21 protein-coding genes and 1 pseudogene are annotated in these 25,253 nt (G+C 63.9%); 7 read left to right on the forward strand and 15 right to left on the reverse strand.

What is annotated here, in order from left to right:
- Window positions 1-135: 135 nt before the first annotated feature.
- Window positions 136-1,233 carry a recombinase RecA gene (recA, locus tag FJ957_RS08370; protein ID WP_095765184.1) on the reverse strand — a complete coding sequence of 366 codons (1,098 nt, stop codon included), beginning with the start codon at window positions 1,231-1,233 and terminating at the stop codon, window positions 136-138.
- A gap of 279 nt (window positions 1,234-1,512) precedes the next feature.
- Here recA and FJ957_RS08375 point away from each other — a divergent pair, with 279 nt between their 5' ends.
- Together FJ957_RS08375 and FJ957_RS08380 are read left to right on the forward strand one after the other, a co-directional pair.
- The gene (locus FJ957_RS08375) at window positions 1,513-2,451 is read left to right on the forward strand and encodes a carbohydrate kinase family protein (RefSeq protein ID WP_140830386.1); all 939 of its coding nucleotides are present in this window, start codon (window positions 1,513-1,515) and stop codon (window positions 2,449-2,451) included.
- A 39-nt stretch (window positions 2,452-2,490) separates the two neighbouring features.
- Complete coding sequence (locus FJ957_RS08380; RefSeq protein WP_140830388.1) at window positions 2,491-3,408, forward strand: pseudouridine-5'-phosphate glycosidase; 918 nt, start codon at window positions 2,491-2,493, stop codon at window positions 3,406-3,408.
- Between the two features lie 255 nt (window positions 3,409-3,663).
- Here FJ957_RS08380 and FJ957_RS08390 read toward each other — a convergent pair whose 3' ends face one another.
- The gene (locus FJ957_RS08390) at window positions 3,664-3,987 is read right to left on the reverse strand and encodes a TfoX/Sxy family protein (RefSeq protein ID WP_140830874.1); all 324 of its coding nucleotides are present in this window, start codon (window positions 3,985-3,987) and stop codon (window positions 3,664-3,666) included.
- 98 nt (window positions 3,988-4,085) lie between these two features.
- On the opposite strand from FJ957_RS08390, the gene FJ957_RS08395 reads away from it, so the two are divergent.
- Window positions 4,086-4,583, forward strand: coding sequence for a GFA family protein (locus FJ957_RS08395; RefSeq protein WP_140830390.1), 498 nt, complete (start codon window positions 4,086-4,088; stop codon window positions 4,581-4,583).
- Window positions 4,584-4,773: 190 nt separating this feature from the next.
- Here FJ957_RS08395 and sufA read toward each other — a convergent pair whose 3' ends face one another.
- The 8 genes from sufA to FJ957_RS08435 all read right to left on the reverse strand — a co-directional run bounded on the left by sufA (window position 4,774) and on the right by FJ957_RS08435 (window position 12,227).
- On the reverse strand, window positions 4,774-5,154 hold the full coding sequence (gene sufA / locus FJ957_RS08400) for a Fe-S cluster assembly scaffold SufA (RefSeq protein WP_140830392.1): 381 nt from the start codon (window positions 5,152-5,154) through the stop codon (window positions 4,774-4,776).
- A gap of 88 nt (window positions 5,155-5,242) precedes the next feature.
- On the reverse strand, window positions 5,243-5,635 hold the full coding sequence (locus FJ957_RS08405; protein ID WP_140830394.1) for an SUF system Fe-S cluster assembly protein: 393 nt from the start codon (window positions 5,633-5,635) through the stop codon (window positions 5,243-5,245).
- Between the two features lie 5 nt (window positions 5,636-5,640).
- Window positions 5,641-6,882, reverse strand: coding sequence for a cysteine desulfurase (locus FJ957_RS08410; RefSeq protein ID WP_140830396.1), 1,242 nt, complete (start codon window positions 6,880-6,882; stop codon window positions 5,641-5,643).
- A 101-nt stretch (window positions 6,883-6,983) separates the two neighbouring features.
- On the reverse strand, window positions 6,984-8,255 hold the full coding sequence (sufD, locus tag FJ957_RS08415) for a Fe-S cluster assembly protein SufD (RefSeq protein WP_140830398.1): 1,272 nt from the start codon (window positions 8,253-8,255) through the stop codon (window positions 6,984-6,986).
- 22 nt (window positions 8,256-8,277) lie between these two features.
- Entirely contained in the window at window positions 8,278-9,033 is a 756-nt protein-coding gene (gene sufC, locus FJ957_RS08420; protein WP_140830399.1) for a Fe-S cluster assembly ATPase SufC, read from the reverse strand.
- A gap of 33 nt (window positions 9,034-9,066) precedes the next feature.
- A complete protein-coding gene (locus tag FJ957_RS08425; RefSeq protein WP_140830401.1) occupies window positions 9,067-9,306 on the reverse strand; it encodes a hypothetical protein in 240 nt (79 codons plus the stop codon).
- The gene (gene sufB, locus FJ957_RS08430) at window positions 9,303-10,826 is read right to left on the reverse strand and encodes a Fe-S cluster assembly protein SufB (RefSeq protein ID WP_140830403.1); all 1,524 of its coding nucleotides are present in this window, start codon (window positions 10,824-10,826) and stop codon (window positions 9,303-9,305) included. Before sufB ends, FJ957_RS08425 begins: the two co-directional genes overlap by 4 nt.
- 240 nt (window positions 10,827-11,066) lie before the next feature.
- Window positions 11,067-12,227 (reverse strand): cysteine desulfurase family protein, encoded by a 1,161-nt coding sequence (locus FJ957_RS08435; RefSeq protein WP_140830405.1) that lies wholly within the window; start codon window positions 12,225-12,227, stop codon window positions 11,067-11,069.
- A 262-nt stretch (window positions 12,228-12,489) separates the two neighbouring features.
- On the opposite strand from FJ957_RS08435, the gene FJ957_RS08440 reads away from it, so the two are divergent.
- Window positions 12,490-13,164: an alpha/beta hydrolase gene (locus FJ957_RS08440; RefSeq protein ID WP_140830407.1), complete on the forward strand. Its 675-nt coding sequence runs from the start codon at window positions 12,490-12,492 to the stop codon at window positions 13,162-13,164.
- Between the two features lie 37 nt (window positions 13,165-13,201).
- On the opposite strand, the gene FJ957_RS08445 is transcribed toward FJ957_RS08440, so the two are convergent.
- Together FJ957_RS08445 and FJ957_RS08450 are read right to left on the reverse strand one after the other, a co-directional pair.
- Window positions 13,202-14,041, reverse strand: coding sequence for a phosphatase PAP2 family protein (locus tag FJ957_RS08445; protein ID WP_181180525.1), 840 nt, complete (start codon window positions 14,039-14,041; stop codon window positions 13,202-13,204).
- Between the two features lie 47 nt (window positions 14,042-14,088).
- Window positions 14,089-15,732: a glycosyltransferase family 39 protein gene (locus FJ957_RS08450; RefSeq protein WP_140830408.1), complete on the reverse strand. Its 1,644-nt coding sequence runs from the start codon at window positions 15,730-15,732 to the stop codon at window positions 14,089-14,091.
- A 224-nt stretch (window positions 15,733-15,956) separates the two neighbouring features.
- Between FJ957_RS08450 and tyrS the strand changes: the two genes are divergently transcribed.
- Complete coding sequence (gene tyrS / locus FJ957_RS08455) at window positions 15,957-17,210, forward strand: tyrosine--tRNA ligase (RefSeq protein WP_140830410.1); 1,254 nt, start codon at window positions 15,957-15,959, stop codon at window positions 17,208-17,210.
- Window positions 17,211-17,221: 11 nt separating this feature from the next.
- Here tyrS and FJ957_RS08460 read toward each other — a convergent pair whose 3' ends face one another.
- A complete protein-coding gene (locus FJ957_RS08460) occupies window positions 17,222-20,650 on the reverse strand; it encodes a DUF3971 domain-containing protein (protein ID WP_140830412.1) in 3,429 nt (1,142 codons plus the stop codon).
- 95 nt (window positions 20,651-20,745) lie between these two features.
- On the opposite strand from FJ957_RS08460, the pseudogene FJ957_RS08465 reads away from it, so the two are divergent.
- Together FJ957_RS08465 and FJ957_RS08470 are read left to right on the forward strand one after the other, a co-directional pair.
- Window positions 20,746-21,210 (forward strand): annotated as a pseudogene (locus FJ957_RS08465) (peroxiredoxin); the annotation flags it as partial.
- Between the two features lie 167 nt (window positions 21,211-21,377).
- A complete protein-coding gene (locus FJ957_RS08470; protein ID WP_140830415.1) occupies window positions 21,378-22,658 on the forward strand; it encodes a M23 family metallopeptidase in 1,281 nt (426 codons plus the stop codon).
- Between the two features lie 17 nt (window positions 22,659-22,675).
- Here the strand turns inward: FJ957_RS08470 and FJ957_RS08475 are convergent, their stop codons facing one another.
- The gene (locus FJ957_RS08475; protein ID WP_140830417.1) at window positions 22,676-23,902 is read right to left on the reverse strand and encodes an amidohydrolase; all 1,227 of its coding nucleotides are present in this window, start codon (window positions 23,900-23,902) and stop codon (window positions 22,676-22,678) included.
- A complete protein-coding gene (locus FJ957_RS08480; protein WP_140830419.1) occupies window positions 23,889-25,067 on the reverse strand; it encodes a M24 family metallopeptidase in 1,179 nt (392 codons plus the stop codon). Before FJ957_RS08480 ends, FJ957_RS08475 begins: the two co-directional genes overlap by 14 nt.
- Between the last annotated feature and the right edge of the window lie 186 nt (window positions 25,068-25,253).

A 25,253-nucleotide genomic window follows, 5' to 3' on the forward strand; every position in this document is an offset into this window, starting at 1 on the left:
ATACTCAAGAACTCGGTTACATAAGCATAAGCCGATAAACAAGGATTGTGGCCGAACTCCGACTAAGCCGACGAATAGCTTTCGCCCAGTCCCGAACAGGAAACTGCTGCGTGGTCTTCCTGGAACGAACCGGCCCTACAAGGCGCCGGCTTCGTCCTCGAAACCGTCGTCGCCGCCTTCGGAGCCGCCATTCTCGAGGAATTTCTCGGCGATCAGCCCGGCATTCTGGCGCAATGCAAGTTCGACCTCACGCGCCGTATCGGGATTGTCGCGCAGGAACAGTTTTGCGTTCTCGCGGCCCTGGCCGAGGCGCTGCGAATTGTAGGAGAACCAGGCACCCGACTTCTCGATGACGCCGGCCTTGACGCCGAGATCGATCAGTTCGCCGGTCTTCGACACGCCCTCGCCATACATGATGTCGAACTCGACCACCTTGAAGGGCGGGGCCAGCTTGTTCTTCACCACCTTGACGCGGGTCTGGTTGCCGACGACCTCGTCGCGGTCCTTGACCGAGCCGATGCGGCGGATGTCGAGGCGCACCGAGGCGTAGAATTTCAGCGCGTTGCCGCCGGTGGTCGTCTCGGGCGAGCCGAACATGACGCCGATCTTCATGCGGATCTGGTTGATGAAGATGACCATTGTGTTGGAGCGCGAGATCGAGGCGGTCAGCTTGCGCAGCGCCTGGCTCATCAGGCGAGCCTGAAGACCGGGCAGCGAATCGCCCATCTCGCCTTCGATTTCAGCGCGCGGCGTCAGTGCCGCCACCGAGTCGACGACCAGCACGTCGATGGCGCCCGAGCGCACCAGCGTGTCGCAGATTTCCAGCGCCTGCTCGCCGGTGTCGGGCTGCGAGATCAAAAGGTTCTCGAGGTCGACGCCAAGCTTGCGGGCATAAACCGGATCGAGCGCGTGCTCGGCATCGACGAAGGCGCAGATACCGCCCTTCTTCTGGGCTTCCGCCACCGTGTGCAGCGCCAGCGTCGTCTTGCCCGAGCTTTCCGGACCGTAAATCTCGATGATGCGGCCGCGCGGCAGGCCGCCGACGCCGAGCGCGATGTCGAGGCCGAGCGAGCCGGTCGGCACGGTTTCGATCTCGACCACCTGCTCGTTGGCGCCGAGCCGCATGATCGAGCCCTTGCCGAAAGCGCGCTCGATTTGCGACAGCGCCGCGTCCAGAGCCTTTGATTTGTCCACTGCCTTATCCTCTACAAGCCGCAAAGAATTCTGAGCCATGATACATCACCCCTTGGTCGTCAATGAAGGCCGGACAATCCGTGATCCCTGCTTGTTTTGTACCTTTTTTGTTCTCATTTGGCAAGGGAGCAAGCAGCTGAAAAACAATCAATATCTGGCTATGTTCTTTATTTGTGCCACCAGGGCTTGAGCCAACCAGAACCACTGGTCCAGAAGAGATTTGATATCCGCATATCCCGAATCGCGGCGCCGATTGCGGGGCGACGCGCAGAAACCTAGTGTGCGCAGCCAACCATCAACCAAGGTTACCATATCCGCATGCCGACATCCCCAACAATCCTGGCGCTGGGCGGAGCCCATATCGACCGGCGCGGCCAGGTCTCGGGCGCCTATGTGCCCGCCGCTTCGAATCCCGGCATCATGCGCGAGGACGTCGGCGGCGTGGTTTTCAACGCGCTGCGCAGCGTGGTCAAGCGCGGCGTGTCGGCCTCGCTGGTATCGGTGCGCGGCGGCGACGCCGCGGCCGACACCGTCGCCTTGGCGATCGACAACGCCGGAATAGCGGACCTCTCCGTGGTGTTCCTCGACCGCACGACGCCGAGCTACACGGCGTTGATCGACGCCGAAGGTGAGCTGATCGTCGGGCTAGCCGACATGGCGCTCTACGATCTTGCCTTCCCCAAACAGATGAGGCGTTCCAAGGTGCGCGAGGCGATAGCCGCGGCCGACGCCATCCTGTGCGACGCCAACCTGCCGACGGCGGCGCTGGAGCGCATGGTAGCGCTTGCCGGTGGCCGGCCGGTCTTCGCCATCGCCGTCTCGCCGGCCAAGGTCGTGCGCCTTGCGCCGCTGCTCGACGACCTGTCGCTGCTTTTCATGAACCGCCGCGAAGCCGCCGCGTTGGCCGGCGCCGAGCTATCCGGCGAAACCCTTGTCGACGCGCTCAGGCGGGCCGGCCTGAATGCCGGCGTGGTCACGTCCGGCAGCGCCTCGGTTCTGGGCTTCGACGACACCGGCATCTTCGAGATCGATCCACCAGCGCCGCGCAAGATTGCCGACGTGACCGGAGCCGGCGACGCCTTGACCGGCGCAACGGTCGCCGCCTTGCTGCGCGGCCTGCCGCTGCGTGCCGCGCTGCGCGAAGGCCTTGCCGCGGCGATGCTGGCCATCGAGAGCCCGGAGGCCGTGCCGTCCTTCACCGCGGGCAACTTCATGCAGGCGCTTGGCCTTGTGCCGGAGGCGCGGGAGGTGGCATAGGGCCACCAGACATCCACTTCCTCCTGACCGGAGACAGCCATGACGCCCGACACCGCCCGCCCTTTCGTCGACATCCACCCGCCCGTGGCGGAGGCGCTTGCCGCCGGCCGGCCGGTGGTGGCGCTGGAAAGCACCATCATCACCCACGGCATGCCCTACCCCGACAATGGCGCGATGGCCGCCAAGGTCGAACAGATCATCATCGATGGCGGCGCGATGCCTGCGACGATCGCCGTGGTCGACGGCCGCATCAAGATCGGCCTGTCCGACGGCGAACGCGAATCGCTTGCCATGACCGGCGACGCCATGAAGCTGTCGCGCGCCGATCTCGGCTTTGCCGTCGCTCAAAAGCGCACCGGCGGCACCACCGTGGCGGCCACCATGATCGCCGCGCACATGGCGGGCATAAAGGTCTTCGCCACGGGCGGCATAGGCGGCGTCCACAAAGGCGCCGAAAAGAGCTTCGACATCTCGGCCGATCTCGACGAACTGGCGCGCACACCGGTCATCGTTGTCTCTGCCGGCGCCAAGGCGATCCTCGACATCGAAAAGACGCTGGAAGTGCTGGAGACGCGCGGCGTGCCGGTGATCGGCCATGGCTGCGAGACGATGCCCGCCTTCTGGTCCAGGCAATCGCCCTTCCGCGCGCCGCTGACGCTCGATGCGCCTGAGGACATCGCGCATTTCTATCGCACGCGGCAGGCGCTGGGCCTCGGCGGCGGCATCCTGATCGCCAATCCGGTGCCGCGGAACGACGAGATCCCGGCCGACGAAATGGCCGGCTATATCGAAGCCGCGCAGAAGGCCGCCGAAGCCCAGAACGTCACCGGCAAGGCGGTGACGCCCTTCCTTTTGTCGAAGATCCTGGAGCTGACCGGCGGCCGCAGCCTGAAGACCAACATCGCGCTGGTCGAGAACAACGCGCGGCTGGCGGCGGAGATTGCGAAGGCGTTGTAGGCGCGGAACACTCAACTACCGGCAGCGATAGCCAAAAGCGAACGCCGCGTTCCGTCACCCCCTCTGGCCTGCCGGCCATCTCCTCCGCGAGGGGGAGATTAGCAGCTTGGCCGCCGGCATTCTTCTTGCAACGTCGGCGATTGGCGAAAGTCGTGGCGAGGGTCAATCTCCCCCCTTGCGGGGGAGATGTCCGGCAGGACAGGGAGGGGTGCTGTCCTCGGCATCTCCAAAAAGCCGTCACAACGCCCTCGAAAATTATCTCCCCGCCCTTCGCGCCGCCTCATAAGCGCGCCGCGCCCATACCGCCATTTCGTCGGGGTCGTCGAAAGCCTCGTCGGGAACGCTCCAGTATGGCATCGCCACCTCCTTGCCGTGCCGCGAGCCTGCATAGGTCCATTGCTTGCAGCCGGCGGCTTCGAAGTCGGGGATGCTCTCTTCGTCGGCCTTGAGCAGCAATTCGCCGCGCACGACGACCGCGACGATGACGCCGTCGCAATAGATGCCCTTGCCGCCGAACAGTTTTCGGATGCCTATCGGCCCAAGGCTTTCGAACAATTCTTCAAGGCGGACATTATCCATGCCATCCATGCCGCGATCATCTCATCCGGCATGGGCCTTGTCATCGCCGCAACCAAAAGCATGCTGACAGGTTGAGATCGGAAAACGGAGATCGCGCCATGCCCGTCCTGCTCAAAGGCTCCTGCCGCTGCGGCGCCGTCCGCTTCGAGGTGGAAAGCCACACGCCGGTGCCGTTCATGCTCTGCTACTGCTCGATCTGCCGCAAGCAGCAGGGCGGCGGCGGTTTCGCCATCAATCTCGGTGCCGACCACGAGACACTTGATATCAGGGGCAAACGCAACCTCGGCGTCTACCGCGCCGAGATCGAGGATGACGAGCATCCGCATTGCGAGGTCTCGACCGGCGAACGCAATTTCTGCAGGAAATGCGGCGCGGCGCTGTGGCTTTACGACCCAACCTGGCCGGACCTCGTTCACCCCTTCGCCTCGGCGATCGACAGCGACCTGCCGACGCCACTGGAAAAGGTGCATCTGATGCTGAAATACAAGGCGAACTGGGTCGAGCCGAATATCGGCAAGAAGGACAAGGCGTTCGACGTCTATCCGGAAGAATCGATCGCCGATTGGCACAAGCGAATGAAGATGTGGGTGGATTAGCTCTCTTCGCCCCGTTTACGGGGAGGTGAGGCGTGGTCCGCGTAGCGGACGAAAAGCCCAATTGCTTGGCTTTTCGAACAACGAACGCCGGCAGGCAGATGAGGTGCAGCGCCGGCTTCGGAGAGATAGGCTTACCCCTCATCCGGCCCTTCAGGCCACCTTCTCCCCGTAAACGGGGCGAAGGTAAAACCTAAGCCGAAGCCCGTGCTTCTGCCAGCGCCTTGAGGTCGGCTGGCTTCAGTTCGACCGACTCGCCGCAGCCGCAGGCCGAGCTCTGGTTCGGATTCCTGAAGGTGAAGCCGGTGCGCAGCGTCGTCTGCTCGAAATCCATCTCGGTGCCGAACAGGAACAACGCCGCTTCCGGCGCGACATAGACATGCGCGCCGTCGCGTTCGATATGGTCGTCCTTGGGGTTCGGCTCGGTCACCAGGTCGACCGTGTATTCCATGCCGGCGCAGCCGCCCTTCTGGATACCGAGCCGGATGCCATGCGCACCTTCGCGTGTGGCGACGATCTCGCGCACCCGATCGGCGGCCTTTTCGGTCATCGTGATGACGGCGAAGCGTCCCATATCATTCTCCACGTTCGCGCGGGTTCAAGGCCCGCGGAATGAGTCTGCCCTTAAGATGGTGAAGTTTCACCTAGCGTGCAAGTCAAGCTCAATACCAGCCGACCGCCACCTGCGCCTCTTCCGACATGCGATCCGGCGTCCATGGTGGATCGAACGTCATCTTGACCTCGACTCCGGACACGCCCTCGACCGCCCCGACGGCGTTCTCGACCCATCCAGGCATTTCGCCTGCGACCGGACAGCCGGGCGCGGTCAGCGTCATGTCGATCTTGACCGAACGATCGTCCTCGATGTCGATCTTGTAGACGAGGCCGAGCTCATAGATGTCGGCCGGGATTTCCGGGTCGTAGACCGTCTTCAGCGCCGAGACGATGTCGTCGGTCAACCGCGCCAGCTCGTCGGCCGGGATTGCCGAGGCCGAGACGATGCCGTTGCCAGCCGTTTCCGAAAGAGTCTCTGCGGTCGCGCTCACGTCGTCCATCATCGTCACCCGAAGAACTTTCGCGCCTTTTCCAGCGCCTCGGCCAAGGCATCCACTTCGGCCCTGGTATTATACATGCCGAACGATGCCCTGCATGTGGAGGTTACGCCAAAGCGTTTCAACAGTGGCTGGGCACAATGCGTGCCCGCGCGGACAGCAACACCTTGCCGGTCGATCACCATCGACACGTCATGCGCATGGATACCTTGCAATTCGAACGAGATGATGGCGCCTTTGCCAGGCGCGTCGCCGAAGATGCGCAGCGAATTGATAGCGCGCAGCCGCTCATGCGCGTAGGTCTTCAGATCCGCCTCATGGGCTGCGATGCGCTCGCGGCCGATTTTTTCCATGTAGTCGAGCGCCGCACCCAGCCCGATCGCCTGCACGATCGGCGGCGTGCCTGCCTCGAAGCGATGCGGCGGCTCGTTATAGGTGACGATGTCTTCCGTCACCTCCTCGATCATCTCGCCGCCGCCCATGAAGGGCCGCATCTCTTCCAGCCTGTCCTTCTTGCCGTAGAGCACGCCGATGCCCGACGGGCCGTAGACCTTGTGTCCCGTGAAGACGAAGAAATCGCAATCGAGGTCCTGCACGTCGATCGGCATGTGCACCGCGCTCTGGCTGCCGTCGACGAGGACCGGAATGCCGCGCGCATGCGCGATGCGCACGATCTCCTTGATCGGCGTCACCGTGCCCAGCGCATTCGACATCTGCGTGATGGCGACCAGCTTGGTGCGGCCGGTCAGCCGTTTCTCGAATTCCTCGATGTGGAAGGCGCCGAGATCGTCGACCGGCACCCAGACCAGCTTGGCGCCCTGCCGCTCGCGGATGAAATGCCAAGGCACGATGTTGGAGTGGTGCTCCATGATCGAAAGCACGATCTCGTCACCCTCGCCGATCCTCGGCATGCCCCAGCCATAGGCGACCGTGTTGATCGCCGAGGTGGTGTTGGAGGTGAAGACGATGTTGTCGGTGCTCGGCGCATTGAGAAAACGCTGCACCGACTTGCGAGCATTCTCATAGGCATCGGTCGCGGCATTGGAGAGGAAATGCAGGCCGCGATGGACGTTGGCGTATTCCTGTGAATAGGCGTGCTGGATCGTGTCGAGCACCACCTGCGGCTTCTGCGCCGAGGCGCCGTTGTCGAGGTAGACCAGCGGCTTGCCGTAGACCTGGCGCGACAGGATCGGGAAATCGCGGCGGATCGCCTCGACGTCGTAGGGGGTGGTTTCGATCTTCTGGTCCATTTCGAAAGTCCTTGTCGGTCGAAGCCGAGATCCTTCCAACGCCCCTCACCCGACCGAGCTTCGCTCGGCCACCTTCTCCCACAAGGGGAGAAGGTCAGGCGCTATCCGTGCGTCGAAAACCAGCCGTCGAGCCGCGCTTCCAGTGCTTCGACCAGCGCCTCGTCGTCCAGTTCCTCGATCACTTCGGCCACGAATGCCTTCACCAGAAGCCCCCGCGCCGACTTCTCGTCGATGCCGCGCGCCATCAGGTAGAACAGATGGTTGTGGTCGATCTCGGTGACCGTCGCGCCATGGCCGCAGACGACGTCGTCGGCGAAGATCTCCAGCTCCGGCTTGGTCGAGAACTCGCCGTCGTCCGACAGAAGCAGCGTGTTGCAGGCCATCTTGGCGTTGGTCTTCTGCGCGTATTGATGCACGTTGATGCGGCCCTGGAAGACGCCGCGCGCCTTGCCGGTCACGACATTGCGGATCACTTCCGTCGAGGTCGTGTGCGGCACGGCGTGGTCGAGCACCATGGTGGTGTCGGTATGGGTGTCGCCGGCCAGAAGGTTGATGCCGCGCAATTTGAAGTCCGCGCCTTCGCCCGTCGTCCTGACGACGATCTCCTGGCGAACGAGCTTGCCGCCGGCGTTCATCACGAACAGCGTCAGCCTGGCATCCTTGCCGATATGCGCCTTGAACTGGGCTAGATGCGTGGCCGTATCGGGCTGCTCCTGCACGATCAGCCAGGCCACTTCCGCGCCGTCGCCGACCACGATCTGGCTGACCGAAGAGACGAGCGCCTCGTCGCCTTCGCCCGTCTGGCGCTCGACGACAATCGCCTTGGCGCCGGCGCCGACACGCGCCAAGAGCCGCACATGCGACTGGCCGCCGGCCTGCAGGTTCTGCAATTCGACCGGCTTCTCCAGTTCCACACCGTCGGCGATATCGACGAAATAGCCGTCGGCGACGAAAGCGGTGTTGAGCGCACCGATGGCGTCGTCGCTGCCGTAGGGGTCCAGTCCCGGAGCCACGCTGCCATCGGTCAGCTTCTCCGACAGGCGCTGCACCGCGACGCCTTCGATATCCGGCAGCTTCGACTGCGCGACGCCGTTCAGAACCGGCAGAACCGCGGACCCTTCGAGAATTGGAGCGAGCGCCTTGACGACGGCGTCTGTCTCGAACGCCGGCACCGAAGTGAGCAGCCGGCGCAGGTCCGTATAGTGCCAGGATTCGACGCGGCGCGTCGGCAGGCCGTGCTTGATCGCCTCGATCGCGTCGTCGCGCTTGACCATCACCGCGCCGTCGCCGGGCAGCAGCGACAGCCGCTCGCCAAAGGCATCGATCAGCGCCGTCTCAGCCAATGTCCTTTGGGGCTGTGCATGCATGTTCATGGCTCTTGCCTCGACTGCCATCTCACGCCGCTTCGCCGATCACGCCGGCATAACCGTTGGCCTCGAGATCGAGCGCCAGCGACTTGTCGCCCGACTTGATGACCTGGCCCTTGTAGAGCACGTGCACCGAGTCCGGCACGATGTGCTCAAGCAAGCGCTGATAGTGGGTGATGACGACGATGGCGCGGTCCGCCGAACGCAGCGCGTTGACACCGTCCGAGACGATCTTCAGCGCATCGATGTCGAGGCCGGAATCGGTCTCGTCGAGCACGCAAAGCTTCGGCTCAAGCAGCTTCATCTGCAGGATCTCGGCGCGCTTCTTCTCGCCGCCGGAGAAGCCGACATTGAGCGGCCGCTTCAGCATCGCCATGTCCATGTTGAGCGAGGCGGCGGCATCCTTCACGCGCTTCAGGAATTCCGGGATTTTCAGCGGTTCCTCGCCGCGCGCCTTGCGCTGCTCGTTCATCGCCACTTTCAGGAATTCCATGGTCGCGACGCCCGGTATCTCCATCGGATACTGGAAGGCGAGGAAGATGCCGGCGGTAGCGCGCTCGGCCGGATCCATTTCGAGGATCGACTGGCCGTTATAGAGGATGTCGCCTTCTGTGACCTCGTAGTCCTCGCGGCCGGCGAGAATATAGGACAGCGTCGATTTGCCCGAGCCGTTCGGTCCCATGATGGCGGCGACCTCGCCGGCTTTGACCGTCAGGTTCAGGCCGCGGATGATCTCGGTGCCGTCGTCGACGATGCGGGCGTGAAGGTTCTTGATCTCAAGCATTTTCGTTCCGTTCCAAGAAAATTCCGTTCAAATTCAATGCCAACGCAAGCGCCAGTCCCCGTCCGTCTTGGCCTTGATGAGCGGGATGATTGCGCCCGTCAGGGCAACGACGATGAGGACGATCAGCCAGGCCGAGGCACCGAGATTGATCAGACCAATCGACAGCGCAACAGCAATCAGGATCCAGGTGACTACGAAGGCCCAGCCCTTCCAGTTGTCGGGCGTCGCGCCATAGCCGAGGCGCTTCGGCCTGAACCATTTCTCTGCGCTCATCCGACACTGCCTTCGAGGCTGATGCCGATCAGCTTCTGCGCCTCTACGGCGAACTCCATCGGCAGCTGCTGGATGACGTCCTTGACGAAGCCGTTGACGATCAGCGCGATCGCCTCTTCTTCGGGGATGCCGCGCTGCATGACGTAGAACTTCTGGTCCTCGGAGATTTTCGACGTCGTCGCCTCGTGCTCGAACTGCGCCGTCGAATTCTTGGCTTCCATGTAAGGCACGGTGTGCGCGCCGCACTGGTCGCCGATCAGTAGCGAATCGCAATTGGTGAAATTGCGCGCATTAGCCGCCTTGCGATGCGCCGAGACCTGGCCGCGATAGGTGTTTTGCGAGAAGCCGGCGGCGATGCCCTTGGAGATGATGCGGCTGGACGTGTTCTTGCCGAGATGGATCATCTTGGTGCCGCTATCGACCTGCTGGTAGCCGTTCGACACCGCGATCGAATAGAATTCGCCGCTGGAATCGTCGCCGCGCAGGATGCAGCTCGGATATTTCCAGGTGATGGCCGAGCCGGTCTCGACCTGCGTCCACGATATCTTCGAACGGTCGCCGCGGCAGTCGCCGCGCTTGGTGACGAAATTGTAGATGCCGCCCTTGCCCTCGGCGTCGCCGGGGTACCAGTTCTGCACAGTCGAATATTTGATCTCGGCATCGTCGAGCGCGATCAGCTCGACCACCGCCGCGTGCAGCTGGTTCTCGTCGCGCTGCGGCGCCGTGCAGCCTTCGAGATAGGAGACGTAAGCCCCTTCCTCGGCGATGATCAGCGTGCGCTCGAACTGGCCGGTGTTCTTCTCGTTGATGCGGAAATAGGTCGACAGCTCCATCGGGCAGCGAACGCCCTTGGGCACGAAGACGAACGAGCCGTCAGTGAACACGGCCGAATTCAGCGTCGCGTAGAAATTGTCCGAGGTCGGCACGACCGAACCCAGATACTTCTTGACCAGTTCCGGATGCTCGCGGATCGCTTCCGAGATCGAGCAGAAGATGACGCCGGCCTGCGCCAGCTCCTTCTTGAAGGTGGTGACAACCGAAACGGAATCGAACACGGCGTCGACCGCGACGCGCCCGGATTTGTAGACGTTGTCGCCAATCTCGTCTTCTTCCACGTCGACAGCTGCGGTCTTCTGCACGCCGGCCAGAATCTCCTGCTCCTTGAGCGGGATGCCGAGCTTCTCGTAGACCTTGAGCAATTCGGGATCGACTTCGCTCAGCGACTTCGGTCCCGGCGTGCTCTTCGGCGCGGCGTAGTAGTGGATGTCCTGGAAATCGATCTTCGGATAGTGGACGCGCGCCCAGGTCGGCTCTTCCAGCGTCAGCCAGCGACGATAGGCCCCCAGACGCCATTCGAGCATCCAGTCCGGCTCGTCCTTCTTGGCCGAGATGAAGCGAATGATGTCTTCGCTCAGGCCCTTGGGGGCCTTGTCCATCTCGATCTCTGTCTGGAATCCGTATTTATACTGGTCGACGTCGATCTTTCGAACCCGATCGATCGTCTCCTGCACAGCAGGCATAAGCGTTCTCCATCCACGCCGGGGTCAAGGCCCGGCAGTTTTCAAACTATGGCACCGCCGAAATCGCGTCCCACGGAGGGACTCGCAGCGGAGTAAGTTCCATATAGTGCGTGTCGGCCGGAAATTCACCCGGCCAGGACAAAACGCACGGCTCTACCAGGCCCTTAAGCCTGAATTCGCTTTCGAGCAGCGGAAATCCGAGCGCCGCAAGGCGTTTCTCGTTCCGATGCTCCGCCGTCCTCAGGCGGCTTCTTCCTTGCCCGCGCGGCGGGCGACGATGCCGGCCAGTGCTGTCCGGAAGGCCTCGATATCCTCGGCGCCGGTCGCCCGACCGATCGAGACCCGCAACGCGCCCAGGCTGTCGCCGTGGCCCATCGCCTTCAGCACATGGCTTGGCCCGACTTTTCCCGACGAGCAGGCCGAGCCCGCCGACAACGCGACGCCGGCGAGATCGAAAGCGATCTGCGCCGTCTCGGCCTTGATGCCGGGAATAGCGAAGAATGTCGTGTTGGCAAGCCTGGGAGCGCCATTTCCGAAGATTTCCGCGTCCGGCGCCAGTTCGGTCACGATGGCTTCAATCTCATCGCGGCGCCGCGAAACGGCATCGACATCGTCCAGGCCTGCAAGGGCAACCCGCGCGGCTGCGCCGAAACCGACGATCCCGGCGACGTTTTCCGTGCCGGCGCGATGGCCCTTCTCCTGGCCGCCGCCATTGATCAGCGGCCGCGGCATCATCAAATCGGACGCGGCAACGATCGCACCGACGCCCTTGGGCCCACCGATCTTGTGCGACGACAGGATCAGGTAGTCGGCATAAGGGGCTGACATATCGAGTGGAATCCGCCCGCCCGCCTGCACGGCGTCGATAACCAGCACGCCGCCGGCGGCCTTGACGGTTTCGCCGATGCGCCCGACCGGCTGGACGACGCCGGTCTCGTTGTTGGCGGCGTGGATCGCCACCAGCGGCAGCCCGGCGGCCTTGTCATGCGCGGCAAGCGCGGCAGAAAGCGCCTCGATATCGGCAATGCCGTTCCGGTCGACGCCGATCTTCGTCACTTGCGCCGGCGAAAACCGCCCGCCATTCAGGATGCAGGGATGGTCGGCCGCCGAGACATAGAGGTGGCTCATGCGGATCGCGCCGCGCCCCATCTGCCAGTCGGGCGTAAGCAGCGTCGAGGCGGCTTCGGTGGCGCCGGAGGTGAAGACGACATGCTCGGGCCTGGCATTGGCCAGCCGCGCCATGTCGCGGCGCGCGTCCTCGACCAGCCGGCGCGAGGCGCGGCCCTCGGTGTGGACCGATGAGGGGTTGGCGGCATCGAGCGCGGCGACCATTGCCGCGCGCGCTTCCGCAAGGAGCGGCGCGCTGGCATTGTAGTCGAGATAGGCGCGGGTTGCGGCCATTTTCGCTCGGTTCGTCCTTTCGCCAACTATCCCGCGAGGATAGCGCGTTATTTCCTTGAAATTGCAAGGCAAGCCGTCCTATTTACGCGGCTTGCGGCGCGGGCGGCCGAACCATCGGGTTTCGGCCTCCCAGTTTTGAACAATTCTAAACTAGCTTCTAGGAAGACGCTCGCCCGGCGTCAAGGCCACAGAAGGTGTGGGGCCTCGGGAGAGGCCAGAAGAGTTCCGGACTAGCGCATTCATATGCCACGTGGAGTATTTTATGCCTGAGGTCATTTTCGCCGGTCCGGCCGGTCGCCTGGAGGGACGCTATCAGCCCTCGAAGGAAAAGAGCGCCCCGATCGCCATCGTGCTTCACCCCCACCCGCAGTTCGGCGGCACGATGAACAACAAGATCGTCTACGACCTCTTCTACATGTTCCAGAAGCGCGATTTCACCACGCTGCGCTTCAATTTCCGCGGCATCGGCCGCAGCCAGGGCGAGTTCGACCATGGCACCGGCGAATTGTCGGACGCCGCCGCCGCGCTCGACTGGGTGCAGTCGCTGCATCCGGATTCCAAGAGCTGCTGGGTGGCCGGCTATTCCTTCGGATCGTGGATCGGCATGCAGCTTTTGATGCGCCGTCCGGAAATCGAAGGTTTCATCTCGGTCGCGCCGCAGCCCAACACTTATGATTTCTCGTTCCTGGCGCCCTGCCCGTCGTCCGGCCTCATCATCCATGGCGATGCCGACAAGGTGGCGCCGCCGAAGGACGTGCAGGGGCTGGTCGACAAACTGCACACCCAGAAGGGCATCACCATCACGCAGAAGACGATTCCCGGCGCCAACCACTTCTTCGCCAACGATTCCGAACTGCTCATTCAGGAATGTTCCGACTATCTCGACCGGCGACTGGCGGGCGAGCTGGCCGATCCGAGGCCGAAGCGCCTGCGCTAGGCACGAAACATTGCGAGAGCCCAGGCTTTGGGTTCGGTCAGTTGGCCTTGACCGGGCCTGCCGTTGAAACCCCGCCTCTCCGCGCGCTGGACGGCCGCAGTCGGAATGTGCGCTTGCGCACGGGCAGCTTCGATCTCGTTTGGCCGAAGATGAAGCCGAGCCGGGCGAACACCAGCCCCGAGATCACTGCAAACGCCAGCCCGAGGCCGAAGCCCGCAACCGTGTCGCTTGGATAGTGCGCGCCGACGAAGACGCGTGTCGAGGCGATGCAGGCCGTGACCGCCAGCGCGATAGTCCAGCGCCGCGGGAACAGCAGCAGCAGGATGCCGAACACCGCGCCCATCGTCGTGGCATGGCCGGACGGAAAGCCGGCAAAGCGCGCGTCCATGGCGAAGGGATGCAGCGACAGCACGCCGAAACTGTCGAAGTAAAGCGGCCGGGCCCGGCCGATGCCGTATTTCAGCACGTTGACGGCAAGGCCGGACAGGCCGACCGCGCAAAGCACCAGGAAGGCGAAACACGTCCAGTTATAGACAAGCATCCGCCCGTCCCTCGACAGGCCACGCCAGTCCGTCAGGTTGGCGGCGACGAGGCAGAGCGCCGCCGGAATGAGATACCAGCCGCCCAGGCCGAATTGCGTGAAGAAATCGGTGAAGCGCACGAAGCCGGGTGACCATTCGCCGCGCATCTCGCCGGCGCTGGCGTCAAGGCGCAGGAAAACCGCCACGATGAGCAGCAGCCAGGCCAGCAGCCAGACACCCCACAAAATTCGCGGATAACGCGTCGGGCGCACGGCAAAGCGTCGTTTCACGATCGACATCGTGTCGCGGAAATTGCCGACCGAGCGGCGGTAAAGGGCAAGGGGCGCGGCGGACATGGCTTTAGCGCGTGCTCATAGGGACATTCGATGCCCGACGCTATTGTTCACGGCGCCACCCGATAAAGCCCGAGCGACAGTCTGTCTCCTGACGAATAGTTGATGCCGTCGATCTCGGTCAGCCGCTTCGCCGACTTGCCCTGGGCGGTCAGCACATTGGCAAGCTTCTGCTCGTCCTTGATCGCCGCCAGCCCAAGCGCGCAGGATGGATCGGCCAGCAGATGCCGCGCTACCCCCTCGACGTCGGTCAGCACGGTCTTGGTGCCGACCAGGAAAACCAGGCTCGGCTCCTGGAATTTCGCCGAGGCAAGCACGGAGGTGTCGCAAGGACGGTTGGCGTCGACGGCGGCTTTGACGGCGGGGCTGAGCCAGATCGGTTTCAGCGACGGTGCAATGACGCCGAACAGCAGGCTGAAGGTGATGCCGGCGCCGACCGCGATCGCGGCGATGCGGCCAAGCGGCACCTGCAATTGCCGCGGGAAGGCCAGATAGCCGGTGACCAGAGCGGCGATCGCCGCCGGAATGCTCCACCAGGAGAAGGTCTTGGTGAGATAAAGCGGCGCGCCGACGCAGACCACGGCAAGGCCGATCGCCACAACGGCAAGGCCGAAGGCGGTCGCCCACCAAAGCCATGTCTGCCAGCGCTTGAGCGGCGCATTGGCCTGGTCCGCCGGCAAGGTGAGCAGCCAGCCGATCAAAAGCGCCATGCCCGGATAAGCCGGCATCACATAGTGCGGCAGCTTGGTCGGGATCGCCTCGAACACCAGCCAGAACGGAATGTACCAGGCGAGGCAGAAGCGCAGGCGCGGATCGTCCCAAAAACGGTTGATGGCCTGCAGCCCGGCGCCGACCGCGATCAGCCCGAAGGGCCACATGAACAGCGAATAGGTCAGCATGTAGAAGCCGGGCGGCAGGCCGTGCGATTCCTCGCCCTGCGCCACCTTGTTCAGCATGTCCTTGCCGACCGCTTCCTGGAAGAAGGCACCGCCGCTCTTCCAGCTGATGAGGACGATCCATGGCAGCACGATCACGAGCACGATCAGGACGCCGCGCACCAGCTTCATCTTGAGCAGCCAGCGCCAGTCGCGGTCGAAGGCAATGAGCGCCGCGGCCGTGAGCAGGGATAGCAGTGGCGAGACAGGTCCCTTGATGAGGATGCCCAACCCCTGCGCGATCCAGAAGATCCAGGGCAGATGCCCGGGTACCGGCTCGTTGCGCTTTGCCGCCCAATAGACCTGTGCCAGCGCGCCTTGCGCCGCCACGCAACAGGCGAGCAGCATCGCGTCGGTCTTGGCGTCGCGCCCCTCGAAGGCGGTGGCGAAGATCGCCGCCATCATCAGGCCGGCGGCCAGCCCGGCATTGGCGCCGAAGAGCTTTGTCCCGGTCCAACCGACGCCGACGACGGCCAGCGCGATGCCCAGCATCGAGACCAGGCGATAGACCCAGATCGGCGCCGCGGCCCCCTCGCCGCTCAACGCGACCGCCGCCGACTGCAGCCAGTAGATGCCGATCGGTTTCTTGTAGCGCGTGACGTCCTGCAGGCGGATATCGACGTAGTCGCCCGTCTCGACCATCTGCTTGGTCGCCTGCACGAAGCGGGATTCATCGCGATCCACCGGCGGCAGGCTGGCCAGCCCACTGACGGTCATGACGATGCTGAACAGAAAGAGGAAGAGGTAGTTCCTGTTCATCGCGGGAGCTTTTCCGATCTGAAACTGCGGGATGGCCCCGTCGCGGCGCGCTTGTCTTTGCGCGGCGCTTCATTACGCCAGCGAAAAGGGTGAAGCAAGGACGGCGCCGCCGCGCTCGATCGGACGCAAAACCGGATTCCACTTTTGCTGTCCGCGGTTGGATGCTAAACGCGCGCCTTCATATCAAGCATGGCCAAGCGCCCGGCGATCTCCAGGAAGAAAAAATGTCCGCCTTCAAATCCGATTTCCTGCGCATCATGAGCGAGCGCGGCTTCATCCACCAGATTTCGGATGAATCCGCCCTCGACCAGCTTTTCGCCAAGGAAACGGTGAGCGCCTATATCGGCTTCGACGCCACCGCCAAAAGCCTGCATGCAGGATCGCTGATTCAGATCATGATGCTGCACTGGCTGCAGCAGACCGGCCACCGGCCGATCGCGCTGATGGGCGGCGGCACCTCCATGATCGGCGACCCGTCCTTCAAGGACGAGGCGCGCAAGCTTTTGACCCCGCAGGACATCGATGACAACCTCGTCGGCATCCGCCGCAACTTCGCGCCTTACCTTAAGTTCGGCAGCGGCCCGGGCGACGCGGTCATGGTCAACAATGCCGACTGGCTGATGCAGATCAACTACGTCAACTTCCTGCGCGATGTCGGCCGGCATTTTTCCGTCAACCGCATGCTCGCCTTCGATAGCGTAAAACTCAGGCTCGACCGCGAGCAGTCGCTGTCCTTCCTCGAATTCAACTACATGATCCTGCAGGCCTATGACTTCGTCGAGCTCTACAAGCGCGTCGGCTGCCGGCTGCAGATGGGCGGCTCGGACCAGTGGGGCAACATCGTCAACGGCATCGACCTCGGCCACCGGATGGAGGGTGCGCAGCTCTTCGCCATGACCACCCCGCTGCTCACCACCTCGTCCGGCGCCAAGATGGGCAAGTCGGCTTCCGGCGCGATCTGGCTCGACAGCGACATGCTGAGCCCCTACGAGTTCTGGCAATATTGGCGCAACACCGAGGACGCCGATGTCGGGCGCTTCCTGAAGCTCTACACCACGCTGCCCCTCGACGAGGTGGCGCGGCTGGCGAAGCTCGGCGGCTCGGAGATCAACGAGGCGAAGAAAATCCTCGCCACCGAGATCACCGCCATGTTGCACGGCCGCGACGCGGCCGAGACCGCGAGCGAGACTGCGCGCAAGACCTTCGAGGAAGGCGCGCTCGCCGACACGCTGCCCAGCGTCGAGGTGGCCAAATCGGACCTCGAGGCCGGGATTGGCATCCTGGCGCTGTTCGTGAGCGCCGGGCTGGCCGGCTCGAACGGCGAAGCGCGCCGGCATATCCAGGGCGGCGCCGTGCGCATCAACGACCAGGCCCTGACCGACGATCGGCGCGTCGTCACGCTTCAGGATCTCGGTCCGGAAGGTATCGTGAAGCTTTCGCTCGGCAAGAAGAAGCACGTGCTGGTGCGGCCGGTCTGACCGGCCGCACCTTACCGCGCATTTTGGGATGGTTGTTGTTGCCTGTACTCGAAGATCGAGCGGAATATGCCCGGCGCCACCACCGATAGCGGATTGATGTTGAGCGTCGGCTTGTTGGCGTTGCCGCGCAGCCGGTAGGTGACGCCGATCAGGCCGCGGTCGCGCCCGTTGCCGAGCAATGGCCCGAACAGCGGCAATTCGCCGAAGATGCGGTTGAGGCCATAAACCGGCATGAAGGTGCCGGTCATGTCCATGTTGTTGTTCGGGTCGTAGAGCGTGCCCTGGAAGGTCGTGCCGATGCGCGGGCCGCGCAGCAGGCCGTTCGCCAGTTTCAGATAGCCGGACCCCTTGTCGATCTCGGCAAAGCCGCGCTCGAACTGCACCCTTGATGTATCGATTTTGCCTTTGACGGCTTCGTTCAGGCTGCGTGTATCGCCGGCCGGCGTTGTCGACACGATCGAAGCCAGCTTGGGCTCGTTGACCACATAGAAATTGCTGGCATCCACCTGCCCCTTCATCGGCCCGTCGCCGGCGCCCGAGAGCGACAGCGTGATCGCGCCGCCTTCCATATGCTCGTAAACGTTGAGGAAACGCAGGATCGCGCCGGCATCGGCCGACTTGACCCTAAGCGAGCGGCCGCCCTCGCTGGTGGTGTTGTTGATCGCGATCGCGGCGCCGGAGCTTGCCGCGGCCGTGACGTTGAGCCCGTTCACGCGCGATCCGGCGGCGCTGTATTCGAGCTTGAGGTTGGAGAGCACTTCGTCATGGAAACCGGTCAGCGATGCCACATCGGCGCTCACCGAGATCGCACCGTTGCCGGCGCCCTTCGTGGCGGTATCGACATCCGAGGTGAACTGCTTGATCAGCGAGCGGGCGTCGAGCGACGCGCCGCTGACATCGACAGCGTAGCTCTTGCCGGAACGCCTGACCGAAACGGCAACGTCGTCGCCTCTGTTCAACGCGACTTTGCTGAAGCGGGCCGCGGACAGCGAGCCGTTGACCAGCGTCACATTGCCATCGATCGAGAAGCTTTTTCCGCCGAGATCGAAATCCGTCAATGTGGTGGTGCTGCCGGACTTCGCCATGTCGAAAACGACCTTGGCGGGAATGCCGGCACCCTTGCTCCAGCCTGCCCAAGGAATGTCGAGCCTGGCGTTGGTCAGGTCCGCCGAAACTTGCTGCGCCCCCTCGCCGCTCTTGTCGATCGCCACCTTGATGGTTCCCGAAAGCAGGTCCGACAGGCCGGGCATGCTGGCGTTGCGCGTCTTGTCGTCGAGGACCAGTGTAACCTTGCGTCTTCGCGCCGGCCCGTCGTCGGCAAGCGGCTCGATAAGATCGAGTTCGGCCGGAATGCCGTTGAGCTTGGCCTCGGCGGAAATCACCGCCTGCTTCGGCCCGACGGTGATTGAGCCATCGGCCTCGGTCACCGTCTGGTCCTCGAACGGCTTGGCCAGCGACAGGTTTTGATAGTCGAGCGAAACCAGCCAATCGAGGGTCGAGGTGTCCATGCCCCTTGTCAAGGGAATGTCCGCCCTGACGTGGCCGGTGAGGGTGCCGGACAGGTCTTCCGGCGCCAGTCCGACATGGCGCATGGCATTGATCGGCTCGTAGGAGGCGAGTTCGGCGATCGCCGGCGCCTCACCCGCGACGTCGATGTCGAGCTTGCCGACCACCATCGGCAGGTTCGCGTTCTTGATCGTCAACGTGCCGCCGCTTGCCGCCACGGTGCGGCCGCTCGGCATATAGACGCTGCCCGAGGAGAGCGTGATGTCGACATCGTTGCCGTGGAACGCAACGACGCCGACGGCGTCGCGGACCGGCGGGATGCGCCCGGCGGTATCGAAGCGCGATCCCTCGATCTGGAAACGGCCGAACACTTCGTCGCCGGTAAGCGGCACGCCGTTGCCCAGGCGCCCCGGCACGACCTGGAACTGCAGATTGGCGTCGGTCACCGTGCCGCCGAACAGATTCCCCAACACCCAAAGCCGCGCATTGCGGGCCGAGAACCACGGCCATAATTGCTTGACATGCGAGACCGGCATGTCGTGCACGTTGAGCGACAGCGACACGCCTGGCGGGCCGTTGTCGATGAAGGCGACGGTGGCCGCGCCCAGCACCTCGCCCGATCCGCCGGAGCGCACGCCGATCTGCTCGGCGACGAGCTTGCGGCTCTTTGGCTGGTAGACTCCGGCGATGCGGGCCAGGAACTGAAGCGCCGGTTCCGGCGATTCCGAAGGCGCCAGCGTCGAACCGTCGCTGGTGAGGTCATAGCGGTAGGCCGACTCCTCCCCCGCCACTGCCGGCTTCGGCCCGATCGATCCGGCAAGGTCGAAGCTGGAGCGGCCGCTCCTGATCCGCAGCCGATCGACCGAGATCTTGTTCGAACCGGCCACCAGCGAGGCATCGGCATCGACATCGGTCGGCAGCAGCCCGCGTTCGTCCAGGTCGAGCACCGAACCGTTGAGCGAGAGCGAAGCCGCCAGGCGCGATGGGCTGTCGCCCGACGCTTCCGAGCCGGAAAGCTTCAACGCGATCGAACCCAGTCTGGCGCCATCGGCCGCCGGGGCGGCCTCGGTCGAACCACCCTCGCCGGGGGCGCCTTCTATCTCGAGGTTGGCGTCCAGCGACGAAATACGCCTTGCCGTCGCATCACGCGTCGCCGAGGCGGTCAAGGTCGCGTGCCGGCCATCGACATCGGCATCGTAGGAGGCCTGCATGCTTCCCGTCCCGGTCTGAGCGACAGTCGCCGAGGCGACGGTCACGCGCTTGACCAGCCCGGTGTCGGGCAGTTCGAACTCGACATTACGCAGATCGATCTGGCGCATAGAGTCCTCACGCACGGCATCCAGCGCGTCATTGACGCCTGAAAACACCGCCGCCGAGACTTTCTCCGGGTCGACAAGGCCGTCCTCGTTGCGCAGCGCCGCCATCCAGTCGCCGCCGCCGGAGGGCATGGCGGCCACCACGATGTGGGCGTCGGAAAATCTGGCGCTGGTCAGCCTGACATCGCCGGAAAGCAGCGGCAGCAGGCGCATGCCGAAACGCACGCGCCCGATATCGGCCATCGGCTTGCCGTCGGCCGTCTTCAGGCTGACATCGTTCACCTGCAGGGCGACGAAGCTCGACCCGTCGAGCGTCAGTCGCGCCGCGCCGACGACGACGTGGACATCGACGCCGGCCAGCTTCTCGATGGCGGTCTCCGCCTCGGTCCGGAGGCGCTCCGTGCCGATACCGGAGGCGCCGAGGACATAGACGCCCGCCGCCGCCAGAAGCACGAGCGCGCAAAGCCCGGCAAACACGCGACCGAATATACGGAAACGGCGCCGCACGGCTGCCCGGCCGAGCGGCGGCACGGTGCACGCGGACGGAAGCCTCGCCAGGTCGGTGATCTCGTCACGCCTGAACCTGATCTTCTCGTGCTGCGGTTCTTCCTGATCCAAGCAATATTCCGTTGTGACGAACTCGTCGTGGACGAATCCCCGCTTCACGTTATATCGATGATTTCCCGCGCGTAACCGCAAACAAGGGCATCGATATGGCTGATCTCGACGTGGGCGACGCAGCGCCGCAGTTCGATCTTCCGCGTGACGGCGGCGGCTCTTTCAGCCTCGCCGCGCTCCGGGGTAAGCCGGTTGTACTCTACTTCTATCCGCAGGACGACACCACAGGTTGCACCGCCGAGGCCATCAGCTTCTCGCAGTTGAAGCCGGAGTTCGAGAAGGCTGGCGCCGTGGTGATCGGGCTGTCGCCCGATAGCGTGAAGAAACACGACAAATTCAAGGCGAAGTACGATCTCACCGTCGATCTCATCGCCGACGAGGAGCGCAAAGTGATCGAGGCCTATCGGTTGTGGGTCGAGAAGACGATGTACGGGCGCAAATATATGGGTGTCGAGCGCGCCACCTTCCTGATCGGCAAGGATGGGCGGATCGCCCGCGTCTGGCGCAAGGTTCGCGTCAAAGGCCACGCCGGAGAGGTGCTTGAGGCCGTGCGCACGCTCAGGCGCGCACGGCTTTCGCGGCGTCGCCGGCTGGCCGCCGCCATTGCAACCTCTCACCCGCGCTGCGCGAAATGGTTGCTTTTGACGCTGCGGCCGGCAAAACTTTGTTAACCCTAATAATGTGTAATCAGGCTTGTTCGTTGGTCCCGTAACGAAAGCTTGGTCCCGTGAAATCAACCGGTCAGTCAGCTGTCTTCGGCAGGCGTAAGGAACCGCACACGGTCATCATCGCCCGGGGCAACGAGATAAGGCATTTCACCATCCGCCCCTGGCTCGCCGCCTTCATCGGCTCGGCCGTGGCGGCGGTCGCCATCGGCTATTTGCTCGCGACTTCCTATCTGGTATTGCGCGACGACCTGATCGGCGCCACGACGGCAAGACAGGCGCGCATGCAGCAGGCCTATGAGGACCGTATCTCGGCCCTTCGCGCCCAGGTCGACCGCATCACCAGCCGCCAGCTTCTCGATCAGCAACTGATGGAGACCAAGGTCAGCGAGCTGCTGGCCAGGCAGACCCAGCTCAGCGAGCGGCATGGACGGCTTGGGCCGATCCTCGAGCGCGCCGAGAACGAGGTGGGCGACGCACCGGCGGCAGGTGCCGCGGCGCCCAATCCCGATGAACACGCAGAGGTCACCGGCAGCCTTTCGCAGGCGCCGACCTATTCCGTCGCATCCTTGAGCGCCGGCGATACAAGGCCCTTCTCGCTCTGGTCGCCAAGGTCGGACCCGCTTGACGGCGAAACGGCCGCCGATCGCGCCGACAAGCTGTTCGTTTCGATCAATACGTCGCTGAAGGCCATCGAGAGCCAGCAGCTTTCGCGCATCACCACGCTTGCCGACAACGCCTACAAGAATGCCGACGCCATCGCCCAGGCGCTGGAAGCGGCGGGCCTGCCGGTCGACGGCGAGTTGGACAAGAGCGACGTCGGCGGCCCACTGGTTCCGATTGATCCCTCGATGGTTTTCGACAGCAAGGTCAAGGAACTGGACGAGGCACTCGATGCGCTCGACGGGGTCAAGAAGGAGGCGCGCAAGCTGCCGCTCGCCAACCCCGCTCCGGGCCATACGGTGACCAGCCCGTTCGGTGTGCGCACCGACCCGATCCTTGGCAGCGCCGCCTTGCATACGGGAATGGATTTCAGGGCGCCGATCGGCATGCCGGCCAAGGTCACGGCCGCCGGCACCGTCACCAGGGCCGGCTGGGCCGGTGGCTACGGCCGCATGGTCGAGGTCGACCACGGCAACGGCTTTGCCACACGCTACGGGCATTTGAGCGAGATCGATGTCAGCGTCGGCCAGAAGCTCGCCGCCGGCGAGGTCATCGGCAAGACTGGCAGCAGCGGCCGCTCGACAGGCCCGCACCTGCACTACGAAGTGCGTCACGACGGCGAGGCGGTCGACCCGCTGCGCTTCCTGACTGTCGGCAAGAAGGTCGCGCAGTACCTCTGACAGATTGGCGGTCCTCGCTAGACGCCAGGATTCTCCTGCCCGGCCAGGTACATCGTTGCCGCGGAAACCAACGTAAGGACGCCGTTCTTCAACGCGGCCTCGTCGACGCGAAACCTGGAATGGTGAAGCGGATAGACCGACCCGGCCGCTTCATTGCGGATGCCGAGCCGGAAATAGACCGACGGACGTTTCTCGCTGTAATAAGCAAAATCGTCGGCAATGCTCCACCCAGGCATGTTCAGGGCATTGTCCGCGCCGATGCTGGCCTTGGCGCTGGCAAGGATCAGTTCGGCCATCTCTGTATCGTTGACGACGCCGGGTTCGCCTCGATGGATGTCCACTTGCACGCCCGCGCCGTGGCTTGCCGCTATTCCCTCCAGAACCTCGCGAAGCCGACGCCCGGCACGCTCGCGGGTGGCGTCGTTGCCGCTGCGTATTGTGCCTTTGAACGCGACCTTGCCGGCGGTCACGTTGTAGGCATTGCCGCCATTGATGGCGGTCACCGAAATGACCAGGGGATCATAGGGATCGGTCTCGCGCGAAACGATCTTCTGCAGCTCGCTCACCATGGAGCAGGCGACAGTCAGCGCGTCGACACCTTCATAGGGTTTTGCCGCATGCGCCGCCGAGCCGGTGACCAGCACATCGAACGTGTCGCACGCCAGAGTGTACGGCCCGGAGCCGACGGCGACCTTGCCGGAAAGCGTGTACGGATCGACGTGGACGCAGATCGCCGCGTCGACGTCGTCGAGAAATCCCTCCTCCACCACCCGCTTGCCGCCCGACGGCTCGTCTTCCTCGGCCGGCTGGAAGATGAGCCGAACGGTCCCGCCGAAACTTTCACGTAAGCGATGCAGATGCGCTGCCACCGCAAAGCCCATTGCGGCATGGGCGTCGTGGCCGCAGGCATGCATCACGCCTGGATTTTCCGACGCATAATCGACGCCGGATTCCTCTTCGATCGGCAAGGCGTCTATGTCGGCGCGAATGGCGAGCTTGCGGTTGGACGGCCGTCCGGCGCCGACGATATCGACGGCAAGACCGTAGCCGGCAACGTCGCGGATCTCGGCGATGCCTTCGCTCTCGAGCATCTCGCGCAGATAGCGTTGCGTGCCCGCCTCGCGGTTCGAAAGCTCCGGATGGCGATGCAGATGGCGGCGGATGTCGATCATCCGATCGAGAATTCCGGCATCGATGTCGGCCGCGGGATCGCTCGCGCCGGCCGGTCGGTCAGGCTTTGACATGGATATCCCGCGGGAACTTCGTCAGCGTCTCGTTGCCGGTATCGGTCACCAGAATGGTCTCGCTGATCTCGATGCCCCAGCCCTCCATCCACATGCCCAGGATGGAGTGAACGACGTTGCCGGGTTGAAGCACCGTCTTGTCGCCGGGCCGCAGGCTGATCGTATGCTCGCCCCAGTCCGGCGGATAGGCAACGCCGATGGAGTAGCCGATGCGCGACTCCTTCTTCAGCCCATGGCGCTCTATGACCTTGCGCCAGGCAGCTTCGACCGCTTCGGCGGTCGTGCCCGGCCGGACCGTATCGAGCACCGCATCCATGCCCTCGATCACAGCCTTTGCCGTGTCCGCGACGCGGGTCGGCGTCTTGCCAAGCTGCATCGTCCTGGCGAGCCCGGCGGCATAGCGGCGGCAGACCCCGGCTAGCTCGAGCGCAATCGTTTCGTCCTTTCCGAACCGCCGATCGCTCCACATGATGTGCGGCGCGGAAGCGTTTTCGCCGCCGAGGATCGTCGGCGGCAGCGCCGTGATATCGCCGGCGAAATCGGGACTGCCGGCGATTTGCGCCGCCTGGATGGCCGCGATCGCGTCACATTCGCGCACACCCGGAGCAATAATGTCGAACGCGCGCGCGACCGCAGCTTCGGCGAGCGTCGAGGCCCTGCGCAGATAAGCGACTTCAGGCGCCGACTTCACCGCGCGGATCCAGTTCACAAGCAGGTCGGCGTCATGCCATTTCGCATTGGGCAATCCGGCGACGAGCCGCGCATGCGCCTTGGGCGAAAAGTAATAGGCTTCGAGCTCGATGCCGATGGGACGGCTGCCCCAGCCCTTGGCGACGATCCACGCCGCGATCCAGTCCATGGGATGCCGATCGGCGCGCTGGACATGGTCCTCCGGAAATCCGACCACGTTTTCCGGCTTCATCCAGGCCGTCAGCAAGCCGCCGGCCGCATCCATGGCGCGGCCTATCCAGACAGGCTCGGCGTCCTCGATCGGCACAAGCACCACCTGCGGCGTGTAGAACGACCAGCCGTCATAGCCGGTGATGTAATGCTGGTTGGCGACGTCGTTGACGATCAGGAGTTCGATGCCGCGCTTTGCCATCTCGGCGCGGATTCTTGCGAGCCGCCGCTGGTACTCTTCGCGGGCAAAAGGCAGTTCAATCATCTTTTCTCCTCACCGGATCGATCTGGTCGGGGACGAGCCGCGGCTTCCCCTGCCGCCCACCATCGCGGTGGTTTTGGCGGCCGGCAATCGGCCAGAACCACGCATCGGCAGGGCCTATGCACGCCTCCTGCCGGCGACATGGATCAACCACCGCATCCCCATGGGAAAGGTCGCTGATATCCACCG

The sequence above is a fragment of the Mesorhizobium sp. B2-4-6 genome (assembly GCF_006442775.1).
GTDB lineage: Bacteria > Pseudomonadota > Alphaproteobacteria > Rhizobiales > Rhizobiaceae > Mesorhizobium.